Origin of the sequence: Prevotella sp. tc2-28 (genome assembly GCF_900107705.1) — a bacterium.
In the GTDB taxonomy this organism is placed as follows: domain Bacteria; phylum Bacteroidota; class Bacteroidia; order Bacteroidales; family Bacteroidaceae; genus Prevotella.
The window spans coordinates 192204-206194 of sequence record NZ_FNRE01000004.1 but is presented as its reverse complement, the minus strand read 5'-3'; the positions used below and the strand labels follow the sequence as shown (position 1 = coordinate 206194).

The window sequence follows — 13991 nt, the reverse complement described above, 5'->3', positions numbered from 1 at the left end:
ATTATTAATCAGTCATGGCTACTGCATCAAATCGATGCAATTGATGTGAGACGATGATCTTTGAGCATTCCCGCACATAGGCATTACTGGTCGCATAGCCTGCTTCCTTGATGCCTACAAGCCAGTTCTGCCAGTCATCTGGTGCAAAGGCACGGCAACGTCTGTAACGCTCGCCCATAAGGACTGCCGAATGGTATTCCATACTCTCCAGAGCATCGGAGAACACGCAGAACTTCTCATCCTTTTTGTCATCATCATAGGTGTTGTATGGTCTGCCATCAGAGAGCCAACGAGTGCTGGCCTTGATGCCGAAGTAGTTGTTGTCGAGCATGGCAAGCCTGCTAGTTCCCCAACGACTTTCCAGTGCCATCTGTGCTAACGTTACACTGGCAGGAATACCGTACTTGCGCTGCTGCTCAATGGCTGCAGGTGCATAGGTCTCAATGAATGCCACCTGTGAGGAGTCTGTCAGTCCGTCCTGTCTGAGTGCATCGGCACATTCTTTCCTGACTTTTTGGATTCGTGTCAGGAGAAGATAGGGATTCTGACGTTCACCTTTATACCTTAAAGTAATATGCAAATGCTCACCTGTCGATCTGCCAGTATTCCCTGTAATGCCGACGGCATCACCGGCAAGAATCTCCTCACCTTCATAGGCCGTCACTTTGGAGAGGTGGCAATAGCTGACCTGATAATCCCCATGCCTTAGAACAACATAACGCCCGGAACGTCCATCCTCACCAATCTGCTCGACATAACCGTCAAACATAGAGAGGACTTCTTCATTCCTGGCTTTCAGGTCAAGACCGCTGTGAAAGGCCGTCTTACCCGTGAAAGGATCTTTCCTGTTTCCGTAATGGGATGTTACTTTAATATGTTGCAAGGGGTAGGAAACACTGAGATAGCGCTCTATCCAGTAATCCCTATCTTTTTGCCCTTGACAACATAGTGTCTGAACAATCAATGAAATGACTAGGAACAGACGGTTACACTGAAACATGAATCTTTTTACCTTAACTTTATTATCCTATTTTCGGGGTGCAAAAGTACTCTTATTTTTTGAAACAGACAACACAAAATTCAAATAATTCTATATTTTAACATATCAATTTTGTCGATTTGTTAAATACTTCATTTTTTACTGCAAAAAGTGATTGAAGATTTTGAAATAGAGTAATTTTGCGCCCACAAAGAAACATTTTAAAATTAATAATTATGTATAGAGAGAATTTAACTGAAAGGGATATTCCCTACGAGATTTTGGAAAAGCATGGCCTCACTCATGAAATGATTGACGACCTTCCGCAGAGTGTAATGAACAAACTCCTTCATGGCGAGTACACACCTCTTCTTCCTATTACGATGAAGACGGATATGGGAGAATGGCAGTACCTTTCGCGTATTTCACTGACAACTACCAATAATGGTGTCAAAGTGGTTATGAAGCCGAAGATCGAGTCTTCAAGCATCGGCCTCTATTCTCCTGAACAGCAAGAGTTGCTGAAGCAGGGAAAGACGATTATCGGCCAGCGTCCAAAAGACCTGAGAAACAATGAGAACACTGGCAAGTATTTCATCCAGTACGACGAGGACACCAATCAGGTTCTGAGTGTACCAACCTCTGCTGTCGGTGAGAATATCAGAGTCCTGTCAGATATGCTTGGTCTTGACTATGAATCAATCAAGAACATTCAGCAGGGAGAACCGCAGACCGTTGAATGGATGGATGAAGAGGCAAATGATGATGTGCAGATGCTTACCTTCGGCATTGACCTTCGCAGAGACTTGGGCATCAGATTCGCAGTAGGAGACTTGAATGAATGGCTTGGTCAGGCGAAGGATTTCAAGGAGAAGTATAACTTCGGACTCTATGGTGTTTGGATTGCCAGCGAGGATGGCAAGTCTGGCCGCTATGTCCCTGAATCGGAATATACAGATGAGATACGGGAGCAGATGGAACAGGCCAGAAAGCGCAATAGAGAGTCAGCGCAGGAATCACTAAAGATGTAAATACGTATTGACGTATTGAAGGTAATACATATTAAGGAGAATACATATTGAGCTATGGAAATTTCAGGATATAAGAGTGAAGAGGAACTGATTGAACTTCTTGATGCAGGAAAGATTACTGTTCTGACCTTTGTCACGCATCAGTCTAAGGAACTGACAAAGGAGTTTGAGGACTATTGTTCAGACAGGGATTTATGCCCGAATGAGGAAAGTGCAGAACAGTTTGTCGATATGCGTCAGCAGATGTTCAATGAAGCCTTTGAGAACGGTAATGTGTAGGTCTTAACGGAAAACAGAAATGAAAGATTCAAAAGAAATGTGGGCAGTTTCCAGTGATCTGACCTACGGTAAGGTTAATGCGCTTTATGATATAGAAGATAACAAAGCCACTCACTATGCGTTTGATGGAAGTACTGCATATAGCGAGGTCGATGAAAGATCGGTCAAGCTGTTCAATACAGAAGCTGAAGCGAAAAACTATATCGAAGAACATATAGAATATCTGAAGTCCAAAGACCAGGAGATTTACAACCTGCTTCGGGAAATGGAATATATTAAAAACAACAACTGCGAGCGGGAAATCCAATTCAGTATTTTCAGTCGCCTGGAACTGTTTTACAGGAACGCCCAAAAAGACAAATGGGAAGAAAAGTACTATCATCTGGATGGCAAGTACGTGCGTCTTCTGCAAATACTCATAACAGGTTACTTAAATATTGGGGGACAGACATTCAAGAAAGAGGATGTTCGTCGGATTGAATGGTGTATGTATGGAGAGAACCGAAAACGGTATATGAACTTGATCCTCAAAGATGACAAGGTCATAAAAGTTGAGGAAGAAGAGGATATTGACTTGTTGAGGGTTGTCTTCGGTGAAAATAAAAGTGGGAAAGTTTATGTCAATAACGACAATAACTACAGTGGGTACTGTTAGGAACCAGTAAGATTTAATTATTCATTTTAAAATTATCTTTATAAACCTTGGTTGCCACCGTCGCGAGACGCTGGCAATTTTTGATATATGACATATAAGCCAACAAAAACTGCACACAACCGATTCAGCTATGTGCAGCAGGGGAAATGACATAGAGGGGTTATACATACCATTCTCCGTAGCATTCGCCATCCCAGTCCATCAGCCTGATAGCAAAGACTCCACTCACGTCATCATAGGCGAATTGCATGTAGAAGTCCTGGTCCACCGCATAAAAAACACGATGGACCTTGGCACTTGCCGACTGAGGAGCTGCACTTAAAGCAAAGACAGCTACCATTGCTAAAACAAATTTCTTAATTCTTTTCATAATCGTTGTTTTTAATTGTAGTATCTGATAGTGCAAAAACGAGTCTTCATTATGACCTGCCACGATGCATGGGTATATCCTTTGCGGCCAGTTCCTGAATGGGCTCTTTCTCATCCTCGCCCTGCTTCTTGTCTGGGATGGCATCGGAGATAGAGAGGTCAGCAATACCGTCATCATTGACATCGACGGAAACAGTCTGGATTTCCCTGACATCAAGGCGTACCTCCTCAATCTTGCCAGCAATGAAGCCGGAGGCTCGTTTGACATCATCAAGAGTTGTCTTCAGGAAGGAAGGGTCTTGTTTCAGACTGCCCAGCCATGATTTTAGATATGCGGCACTGTCATCCTTGATATGCTTGTCAAAGCCATACTGATGGGCTACTACGGCAGCACTCATCTCGGCAACAAGTTCCTCCCTGGCATAATCGAACTTCCTGTCATCGGTCTTGTTCTCCAGACGGCCAAAGAGTTCCTTGCTGCCCGTTGAGTGGGTCATCTCATGAAGAAGGTTTCCATAGAAGGACTCACCATCGATGAAGTTCTTCTTTGGCGGGAAGACAATCTCATTCTTGGCAGGACTATAGTAGGCTCCTTTGTTCTCCTCGAAACGGACAGGACAAATCCACTTGTTTTCTGCTACCATCCTATCGAGGGGATCGAACTTGAACATCTGGCCTTCCTCCATAGGGACAATGCCGCTCTTGTCGAGTTCCTTGAACTTCGCCTCAATCTTGGCATAGAGTTCCGGACGGGCTTCCTTCAGATTAGTCTGCTGGAGATTGTACACATTATAGACATGGGTATAGGAACGGACATAGTATTTATCCTGCTCTTCCTTCGTCATATCGTTGTACTCGCTAAGCGTGATGGGCTTGTTGGTTTCCTTATCCTTGATCATGGGGATGGTAAGGAACACGGGAAAGGCCTTCTCACCCTTCAGAACGTGAACAAAACCGGGATTCTCACCCTCTGCAGGGTTCAAGTCAACGGCTGGTTTCTCAGTCTTATCCTCCTTCAGCTTACTCTTGTTGTTCAGGTCGTAGGCTATCTGGTTGTGTGTGACAAATACCGGCATGTCGAACTTTCGCTTGGCACTGAACAAAAGAAGCAGGAAGGTGTTGATACCGTTATATGCCCTGCCGCTCAGGTTACGGGGCATCACAAAGTTCCCTTTCTCTATCCAAGGCTTCTGCCAGTCCTTGTCAATCGCCTTGATACGCTCCATCATCAGCTCTGCGAAGGTGTCAAGAGCACGGTCTTCCGCACTCTTTCCATCCTCGCCAGTCCAATGGTATTGTTTCCTGTTATATCCCATAGCTACTGCTGTGTCACCTCCTCAGACTTCTTATCCTCGAACTTCCATTCTGAGATTTCCTTCACCTGACAGCCGAGATCGAGGTTGTTATTATAGAGCTTCAGGTCAAGGGTGCCGCGAACAGAGATACTGGTGGCAGGTTTCAGCCACGCAGCCTTGTCGGGACTGAAATTCAGGAAATGAACCCAGATGAAGGTCGCATTCTCAACGGATGCCTCCTTTGAATAAGCAGAGAAAGCCTGGAACTGCTTCTTTCTCTTATCTGAAAGGAGGTAGATTTCCTTGTTACCTGTACGACCTTTGAATTCCATTTCTCCCTCCAGTCTGTCAACCTCGCTGACATCTATTGTTACGCTGTCAGCATACATGTTCATGTAGATGACATCATCGCGTTTGCGGAAATACAAGGTTCCCACAACCTGAACTCTCTTGCCGATGCTGACAAGTCCTGCAGTAATCAGCGAAGGATCGGCAGATACCCCGACCTCAAACTCACGGACATTGCCGTTCTTGTCACCAAGGGGGAGGGTGACACCAAACGAAACGAAAGGCTTGTTATCCTTTCCTGCATGTGTAGTGGCAGCTTTATTTACAACGCCTGCCAGCGTTACCTTACATTTAATCATAATGAAATCTTAATTTAATGAATATTACTTGATTGCTACATTATTGTCAGTTGACTGTTCCTGCTGCATACCAGCCTCGTAATAGGCAGCGGATGACTGGAGAATCCGACTGTAATCATGGCTTTCTCCAGTCCTTTCACGAGTGATAACCTGAGCGACATCCGACTGTTCCCTGGTACTAAGAGCTACATTGTCATCTTTGACAAGGCTTTCACTATCCATATCCAACTGGGCTGCCAGCATAAACAGGCCGCTGAACACAGAACCGATCAATGCTGCCATAGGGTCTGCCGATTGGCTGATGGCCGACTCATTGCCGTTCATCAGAAACGAAAGCCAGTCCTTTGGATCATCGGATTGTGTCAGCTGTGATAAGTACATATCCTGACCCTGGACTGGCTGCTCTTCTCTGACTGCTGACTTATAGGAAGCCAAGAGGTCATTACCCTGATACTCAACCCGTGTGTTGATATGGCCACGCACGGCAATGTCGGCCAGATAGACGGAAGGATCTATCATGGTACTGTTGCCGTCGCCATCTATCTTCTTGACGGAGAAATGAAGGTGTGGGCCTGTGCTGTTTCCTGTGTTGCCAGACACGCCGACTTGCTGACCGGCCATCACAACGTCACCTTCCCTGACATTGAACTGGCTCAGATGCATATAGGCGACCTGGTATTTCTCGCCGTCAGCCCTCGAATACTCTACCCTAACGACATTGCCGCCCTTTCCTTCATTCTTGGCAGACAGGACATGGCCATAGTCCTCGGTAGCCAGCACCTTCTCGTAATTGGCCCGCATATCCAATCCCATGTGATTGGTGGAAGCACCAGCCTTTGGTGCAGTACGGGAACCGAACGGTGATGTGATGGTAATCACTCCGGCATTGGCATCCCGCTCCAGAGGAAAGGCGTAATGACCATTCTGAACAGGACTGGCAATAGTTGTACTCTGGGCAGGCGTTTTCTGACCTCTCATATAGCCAATGGTAATGCCTTGTGCCTGTGCTTCGCTGATTGCCTGCCTGTCATACTTATCAAGGCCGTATTTCTTGATGACACCCTCGATGGTTCCAACATATCTCGGATCGGTGGCATAGCCTCCTTTCTTGATACCCTCAATCCAGTGGGTATGGTCATCAGAAGCATATTGGCGACAGGCCTTGTAACGGTCTGCCATCAACACCTTGGAGTGGTATTCGAGGCTGTCAAGAGGACTGGCAAAGGTACAGAACTTGTCATTAAAGTGGTCATCGTGGTGATAACTCCACGGCTTTCCTGCCTTGATCCACTTGTCACTGGCCTTGATGCCGAAGTAGTTGTTGTCCTGTCTGGCAAGATTACTCTCGCCGTAACCGCTCTCCACGGCCATCTGCGCCAGCGTGACACTGGCTGGTATGCCGTAGCGCTTCTGCTCTTCAATGGCTGCCGCAGCATATTTCTCGAAAAACTCAGCCTTATATTCGCTCATCTTATGTCTATTTAATTGTTTCCGATATTCTCATTGAACCTTGGAGCAAGGTAGTTTCCGTTCATGTCCGTATTACATGCGAAACACGTTTGCCTGTCGGACCTCCGGCTCGGCTTCTTCTTTTCGTGTCTCATGCAGGACGTTATCGTAGATTTTTGTGGCAAGCTGTGTCTTGAACTGATTCTGGTCTTCCACAAGCCAGAAACGGTTCCAGTCTGCCTTTGACACTTCCCTTGACTCCTGTTTCTTACCGTCAATCGTTGCGGTCATGAAGATACCAGCTTTCGTATCGGACTTGTAGAGATTCACATTGGAGATTCTGGATAAGTCCACATCGCCCGTATCAATGGTAAGAAGGTCTTTCTTCAACTCTGGGTGTTCGTGGGACAGCTGATAGTATTTCTGTCCCAAGTCACCACGTATCGCATCGCCTTTCGGCTCTTTGAGTGACTTGAAGAACGTCGTAACATCCTCCTTGGCGGGATACATGGTGATAGCCTGCTCTCCCTTGGGCTTGATGAAGATGGCATAGTTGTTATCTTTATCAGGGAAGAGGTTAACCTTCTCAATCTCTGCTTTCTGGGCAACGAGGGTTGACACATCCAGACGGGTGACAGGTATCAGGTTGTACTGCTTCAGGCGGTCAACCATGATGTCCTTACCCTCGAAGTGGCCATTGGGCTGATGAAGGCCCAAGGCACCACCCGCATTATAGAAGGTGATACTGTCACCATCGACACCTTCCTTCTTCAAGGCTGTTGCAATACGGCTCTTGTTCATGCCTGGTATCTCATTGTTGACCTTCATCGACGCACCCGCAGGAAGGATAACCTCTGCTGACTTGGCTGACTTGTCAGTGATGACAACAAACTCTTTTCTCTCAGCACTTGGCAGTTTTGCCAGTTCTCTCGATATGCTGTAGTTCATCGGCATCTCTATCTCCATCGGCTTCTCACCTCGTAACGGAGCGAAGTCAACTGTCTCTCCCTTGGTCAGCTTGTCGATACTCTCCAGAACACTATTCACGTCACGTTCCAGTTTGCCCATGAGCTTTGTGTCTTCTTTCAGTTCACGGGACCAGTAATCGACGTGGTTCATGTTCTCAGGTGACAGTCTGGCCTGCAATCCAAGGCCTGACACGATGGCTCCAGCTGACAGCTCCTGAACAAGTCGTTCATATTTCTCCGCATTCTCTGGCTGAATGGCCGAACGTACCTGACGGTTAAGACGGCTTTCGCTGCCAGTAGCCGCTACCAGTGCAACAGCCATATCATGTGCATAATCGGTGTAGTTGTCATAGCTCTCCTGGGGTGCAACAAGCACAGCGTCTCTGGTGGCATCATAATGTGTCCGCTCCAACGAGGATGCTGCCTTGACGGGAACAAGCCGCTTGTTCAACTGCTCGACGAGAACCTTCATCCTGTCCGCTGCCTCTTTCTCCTGTTTGGACTCCTGCATCTTCGAGGTCTTGATATCGTTCTTCATCGGCTCGTCAACGATGGCCACACGAAGACCGGCACGGACGAGTTTCGGCAGATACACGTCCAGCTGATGATGGGGAAAGGATGCCAGATGGTCAATCCCCTTCATGTCCTTTGGAGAAGTCAGGGTGATATCCAACTTTGAAGAGGATGTTTCTGCATCCTGATTGTAAGTGTTATAGGAATCGTTATTCCTGAAAAGCAGAATGGCATCGGGATGCTTTGCCTTCAGCGAGTTATAGGTGGAAGCAATGCTGCTATCCTCCTTCTGGTTCATGTCTATCACCTTTGCACCATCCTGAGAGCCGTAGCTGTCAACAAGCTTCTCGAAGTCCTTTGCAGACTTGGAAGGGAACACGGTCTGCTCAACATTGAACATATAGCGGTACTCCTTCTTGGGTACAGCCTGATAGTTGGGACGCTCCTCAGCAGGAACTTGTAGGTAGGCCTCATGGTTCTTTACGTCGGTCTTGTCGTACTTGTTGACATACAAATCCCATTTCGTCCAGCTCAGAGGCACACCTTCCTGACCTTGCATGACTGGCAGGCCCTGAGTCCTGGCCTTGTCAAAGGACAGATACTGGCTGGTCTTGAATCCGTTGACATCGGAATGTGCGCTGAGAAGCATCACATTATAGGGCGAGAGCTGGGTGGTTTCCTTGAAGATGCCTGGGGCTTTCTTCTGGGAGGCATTGAGCCACACACCGCCATTAGCCTTCGCCGTTTCCAACACAGCAGACAACAACAGTGCCTGAGCCACCGCACCCGGAACTTTCAGATGCGGTTCTTTCTTGGCGACCAGCTTTTGCTCTTCCTGCTTTCTCTTCTCCTGCAGTTTCCTGTCTTTTTCCTTCTGAGCTTCCTGCCGACGGATTTCATCCTTTTTCTTCTGCTCCTCTCTGGCAGCCTGCTCCTGTGAATTCTTCTCTTTAATCATTTCTTTGTTTTTTTGAACTGATTCTTGTTGTACTTTATCTGTTTTTAATGCTTTCTCCAATGCTTCTTTTATAGGCTCCCTGATGTCCTGTCCGTAACGCTGCATCATGGCATCATGCAGTCTCTGGCTGTGTGGCTGGACGTAGATAACGGTTGACAGATGGGAACTGGCCATTAACACCTTGGTCTTTCCCATGTCATCAGCCACCTTGACACCTTCGCCGCCAAAGGGCTTCATCAGTGACATGAAGGTTCCTGTTTCCAGGACCTTATAGTTGGCACCTTTCATCTGGAAGGATTCGCCTTCCTTGAAAGTATGTCGGCCAAAGGTGGAGAGTATATTACCGTATTCATTGTAATACGTATTCCTCAATTCATGAAGAACGGCATCAAGATCCTGGCGGTTGGTCATCTGCTCGACAAGGATGCCTCCATCCTGTGTATATAGGATGGGCATATCTTTCTTGGAGAATCCCTGTCTGGTAAGTCCTATCCTCACAACAGACTGGCCATCGCTGATGGGTACAGGTGTTTTCAGTTTCCCAGACAGGGTTTTGTCATGGGCATACTGAACGGCCTTGATGTCACCAGCATCATACAATCCGCTGCCTTTTACAAAAAGGGCATCGCAGATAGCCTTCTTGACTTCATCTTTCAGTTCTTCCAGCGTTCTGGGATCGGGTTTCTCCGCTTCCTTCATGTTCACTGTGATGGGATAATTGAACTGTCTGTAATTGACTGTACTCCCAAGCACGACAAGGCTTGCACGGCCATCCAAAGCACGAAAGGCTGACATGGCCGTAGTGCCCGTGTCCAACACATTGTCAATAAGGATAGGCTTCTCCGGTATCTGACCATTGACGATGAACTTGAAGGGTTTCAGGCCGTCGATGCCTTTCTTTGCCTTCCTGTCATAAAGTGGCTTGTGAGGCTTAACGGTGAGCATATCACTCACCTCCAGTCCCAACAGTCCTGCAATCTCATCAGCCAGGGCCTTGGTATATCCCGCTGAGCCTTTTCTTCCTGGCATCGGGACAAGGACGCTATGCTGATAATCCGGCACTTCCTTCACCAAGTCTGCCATGATTGCTGCAGCCTTGGTAATGCCGTCCTTGTCACCATCCTTCAGGCGGTGAGCCAAGGCGCGTATAGGAAGGTAGTCGGATGAAGAATAGACCTCCATCCTGCCAGTCCAGTCAACTTTTACTATAGGTGATTTCGCTTTCATCAGGCTATTTGATGACAAGTTGCTGGTTCTGGTCTTCCGTCTGTGCCTGCTGGCGGTCATAGAGCTGTTCCACCTGTTGACGCTGCTCGTCGTATCTAGCAAGAACGGCATTGGCCAGTGTGTTCATGGGTAAGGCTCCTTTCTGATAGGCATCAACGACATGATTCTGGAGTGTCACGGTACTGGGTACGCCGTCGATGGTCACGACAAGCAGATTGCCGTTCAGCTGTGGATGCGAGAGACGGGGATTCAATGCCTCGTCAGCATAACGTCTGTATTGGGGCTGCTTGCTGCTGACAGGTTCACCTAACACCTCATGGGTAGCCTTATTCAAGAGATTGGCTCCTCCAAGACCGATCAACAGCATCTTCAGCAAGGGATTCCTGACAAACATACCCATAACGATGGCTGCTATCGGCATGAGGTTGTTCTGAATAGACAATGACTTGCTCTTTCCTGTGAACATACCGATAATCATATCGGGCAGCATGGCCAGCACATAGCCGAGGTTCTTGAATACATCGCTGAATCCAGTAAGACCGAATTGATCCAGAAAACCGCCCCAACCACTATTGACAGCCATATTATTACGATACGGTTGCTCATACGCTCCATTCATCTGCTGGCTATATGCCGCTGATGAAGATTGGTAGGATGCCGTCTCTGATGGTTGTGGCTGAACTGGCTGCTCGTGACTTTCTCTTGTCTTTGCTGCGGGTTTCTTTTTCAGGTTTTCCTGCTCTTTCTTATATGCCTCTTCCTTTCCTGGTGCTACGACAGAAGGAATGTCATCATCCCTGTCAACAAACCGTGATACTAATGACTCATTCCAATGGTATTCATTCCCCTTCAAAGCCTCCTTGATCAGAGGTGACGGGCTTACCATCTTGACCTTTTTCCTCATACCATTGTTAAGACCAGCAAGGAAAGGACTTTCGTTTGCGTCCACAATCGTCTTCCGGGTTTCTGAAAGCATATAGCCGTTGCCGAAAAGGGACTTGCTGGCCATCGTGTCAACAGACTCCTGACTTCCGTTATTCGAGAACACAACATCCACCCCTGCGCTGGCAGCGGTTGCGACAACAGCGGTCTTCATGCCGCCGACGGGCATAATGGCAAAGTCCATCAGGCCTGCCACACCGTAGGCAGCCGCCTTTTCCGTCTTTGACGGCTGATATTGTTTTTCCTGCAACATCCGCATACCTTCCCAGTCTGAGGGCTGGCCAAGTCCTAAAAGGGAAAGCTGAGTACCTTTCTGAAAGAGGTATTCCACAGCATCCTTTGGCGCACCATGGGAGGCCATGCGGTTCAGGGATTTCTCCAGCAGCTTGTTATTGACATACCACGTAGCAAAATCCTGACCGTATTTCTTGCTTTCTGCCTGATACTTCTCCTTTCCCATACAGGAAATCATGGTCTTCTGATAAGCATTTATCAGATTGCCGAGATCATTCCTGAACTCAGGTGAGGCATCGAAGCGTTTCTGAAAGCTCTTCTGTATGTTGCTCCAATAATTCTGGTAGGAGTCCAGCGTATGCATCTTTCCAATGGTTGTTGATGACATGGTGCCTCCGAGGTTAAGACCTCCAAGGACACCGCTATCCTTCACCATCTTATCATACTCCTTCAGGAAGGTCGCATCCGCATCCTTGACAGCCTTATCTGCTACAGGGGCTATATGGGCATCAAAGTATTTCCCGAAGAAATACTCCAGTTGTGCAATTTCCTGACGTTCTTTCTTATTTGTCATTTCTACAGTCCTAATAATTGTTTTCTCGTCATTTCTATGGCATTGTGATAGATGCTCATCTGCTTGGGGTAATAGCGTTCCAGCCAGGCATCCTTGCTGATTTCGCCCTGAATGAACTTGATGGCCATCTCACGCGAGATCTCTATCACATCCTCGCCTTTCTCCCGATTGTTGAACCAAGCCTTCGTCCACCAGCGGATTCCTGCGTTGTCAGGATAGACACTGGCTACTCTTGGTACATCGAAACTCCTGACATAGATTCTCAAATCCTGAAGAGGGTCTATGAATCCGCTGCTGTCATCGGCTGTCTGGAGCACCTTTTTTTTTTGACTTTCATCCCACGAGGAGAGAAAGACGGTATGACGGATAGCAAGGTAATTGAGGAAATCTCCTATCAGCAGGTTCTGGACGATACCCACCAGCAGACTGCTCCTGTCACTCAGCCCTAACGGATTGGTCACAGACGGCAGACACTCGAAATAGTAATTCTTCCTGGCACCCTGCACAATGGCATTCCTTAATGCCTCCTCTGTCTGGGCAGAGGGCTTATAGGTTCCCGTGCGGAGCTCGTCCATATACATGGGCAGATAACGGGTCATCAGCTTTCCAATCTCTTCAAGATCCTTATCGTATTCCGTCTGTACTTTCATCCCTGCAGGGGCATCGTCACCGACCATCGAGGATGACATCGCATTACTGTATATCATGTTCAGAAACTCAACAGGGTTCAATTCCTCCCCATTGAAACGTACACCGATATGGAGCATCTGACTGCTTAACGCTATCGGCTGTCCTGCCGTCACTGGCGTACCGAAGCTGACATAGACCTCTTCAACATGGCCATACTCCACTTCATAGTTGCCATAGCGCACCTTTAAATAACCCTGATGGACGGGATCATTACCCAGCCCGGACACTTTTCCCGTAGCCATCGCTAACAGCTTGGTTCCATTGGCTGTCAGGTCCAGGCCATGATGGAAGAACTTCTTACCCGTCTGCGGATCCGACTGCTCTCCATAGCCCAGCAATGGCTGGGGGTCACACTCTTCTGAAGAATACGGCATGCAATAGCCGCTATCTGACAGAAGGAACATTTCCTTAGAATATCTTTTCATCTTCCGATTCCTCTGTTTCGTTCAACAACTTCTGTTTCCATTTGCGGGATGGCAGCAACAGGCGATACCTGACGAGGGGCATAGACTGTCTGGGGACGCTGGGCATACACTGGCTGACTGTTACGGCCAATCGTGTGGATTCCCAACAAAGCACCAAGTGCCTTGGTCAACAGGCCGAAACGCCCGAATACAAGGAAACTGCTGGCAATCATGGCAGCCATTGACATGGTGCTGACATTGCCGCTCATCAGATTATTCAGGAAGTTTCCGCCCATATCAAAGGGGCTGGTCGTTGCCTGACTCATGAAACTTCCGAAGCCGTCCTGCTGTACGGGCATCTGCTGCATATCAGCATATGCAGGGGCAGACGGTGCATAGGATGATTGGCTGAGATTCGAGACCTGTTGAGAGACGGCATCGGTAGCCTCACTGACAGCCTGTTTGCCCTTCTCACCAATGGCGAGGTTCAGGGCTTCACCTGCCACACCGTGTTCCTGAACCTTCTCAGAACCTCCCTGACCGAACATGACATCACTGGCAACACCTGTCAGGCCATGATCGGAATTGACAGCGGTGACAACAGCACCAGTTCCGACGACTCCTTTCCAGCCACCCAGACCCTTGGCCGTTGCGCCCATACCTTCACCAATACCCTTGGCAGCCGTTCCGACTTCCTTTCCAGTACCTTCAAGAAGCCTTGTGGCTCCTTTTCCTGCTGTTTTGATAAAATTAGTCCATCCCATAATTCTTGTTTTT

Annotated in this window: 12 protein-coding genes and 1 pseudogene; 3 read left to right on the top strand and 10 right to left on the bottom strand. The window is 47.8% G+C overall.

Translation table 11 applies throughout. The annotated features are described in order from the left end of the window. Positions 1–4: 4 nt before the first annotated feature. A complete protein-coding gene (locus tag BLU47_RS05380) occupies positions 5–1000 on the bottom strand; it encodes a glucosaminidase domain-containing protein (protein ID WP_091959473.1) in 996 nt (331 codons plus the stop codon). 215 nt (positions 1001–1215) lie between these two features. On the opposite strand from BLU47_RS05380, the gene BLU47_RS05375 reads away from it, so the two are divergent. From BLU47_RS05375 to BLU47_RS05365, 3 genes are read left to right on the top strand one after another with little or no spacing between them, the layout of a single operon-like run. Then, the gene (locus BLU47_RS05375) at positions 1216–2010 is read left to right on the top strand and encodes a DUF4099 domain-containing protein (protein ID WP_091959470.1); all 795 of its coding nucleotides are present in this window, start codon (positions 1216–1218) and stop codon (positions 2008–2010) included. 54 nt (positions 2011–2064) lie between these two features. Further along, entirely contained in the window at positions 2065–2289 is a 225-nt protein-coding gene (locus BLU47_RS05370; protein ID WP_091959467.1) for a hypothetical protein, read from the top strand. Between the two features lie 19 nt (positions 2290–2308). Beyond that, on the top strand, positions 2309–2944 hold the full coding sequence (locus tag BLU47_RS05365; RefSeq protein ID WP_091959464.1) for a hypothetical protein: 636 nt from the start codon (positions 2309–2311) through the stop codon (positions 2942–2944). A 160-nt stretch (positions 2945–3104) separates the two neighbouring features. Here the strand turns inward: BLU47_RS05365 and BLU47_RS05360 are convergent, their stop codons facing one another. The 9 genes and pseudogenes from BLU47_RS05360 to BLU47_RS05325 all read right to left on the bottom strand — a co-directional run bounded on the left by BLU47_RS05360 (position 3105) and on the right by BLU47_RS05325 (position 13978). Continuing rightward, positions 3105–3284, bottom strand: a complete 180-nt coding sequence (locus tag BLU47_RS05360; protein ID WP_143025472.1) for a hypothetical protein — start codon at positions 3282–3284, stop codon at positions 3105–3107. A 79-nt stretch (positions 3285–3363) separates the two neighbouring features. Next, complete coding sequence (locus tag BLU47_RS05355; RefSeq protein WP_091959459.1) at positions 3364–4629, bottom strand: zincin-like metallopeptidase domain-containing protein; 1266 nt, start codon at positions 4627–4629, stop codon at positions 3364–3366. Positions 4630–4631: 2 nt separating this feature from the next. Beyond that, entirely contained in the window at positions 4632–5255 is a 624-nt protein-coding gene (locus tag BLU47_RS05350) for a hypothetical protein (protein WP_091959456.1), read from the bottom strand. A gap of 24 nt (positions 5256–5279) precedes the next feature. Beyond that, positions 5280–6725 carry a glucosaminidase domain-containing protein gene (locus BLU47_RS05345; protein ID WP_091959453.1) on the bottom strand — a complete coding sequence of 482 codons (1446 nt, stop codon included), beginning with the start codon at positions 6723–6725 and terminating at the stop codon, positions 5280–5282. Between the two features lie 72 nt (positions 6726–6797). Then, positions 6798–10370 (bottom strand): MutS N-terminal domain-containing protein, encoded by a 3573-nt coding sequence (locus BLU47_RS05340; RefSeq protein WP_176780463.1) that lies wholly within the window; start codon positions 10368–10370, stop codon positions 6798–6800. A gap of 4 nt (positions 10371–10374) precedes the next feature. Further along, complete coding sequence (locus BLU47_RS05335; RefSeq protein WP_091959447.1) at positions 10375–12120, bottom strand: hypothetical protein; 1746 nt, start codon at positions 12118–12120, stop codon at positions 10375–10377. A gap of 2 nt (positions 12121–12122) precedes the next feature. Beyond that, the gene (locus BLU47_RS15130; protein WP_369796969.1) at positions 12123–12404 is read right to left on the bottom strand and encodes a hypothetical protein; all 282 of its coding nucleotides are present in this window, start codon (positions 12402–12404) and stop codon (positions 12123–12125) included. Between the two features lie 450 nt (positions 12405–12854). Next, positions 12855–13184 (bottom strand): annotated as a pseudogene (locus BLU47_RS15265) (M23 family metallopeptidase); the annotation flags it as partial. A gap of 47 nt (positions 13185–13231) precedes the next feature. Further along, positions 13232–13978, bottom strand: a complete 747-nt coding sequence (locus BLU47_RS05325) for a hypothetical protein (protein WP_091959441.1) — start codon at positions 13976–13978, stop codon at positions 13232–13234. Positions 13979–13991 lie beyond the last annotated feature (13 nt).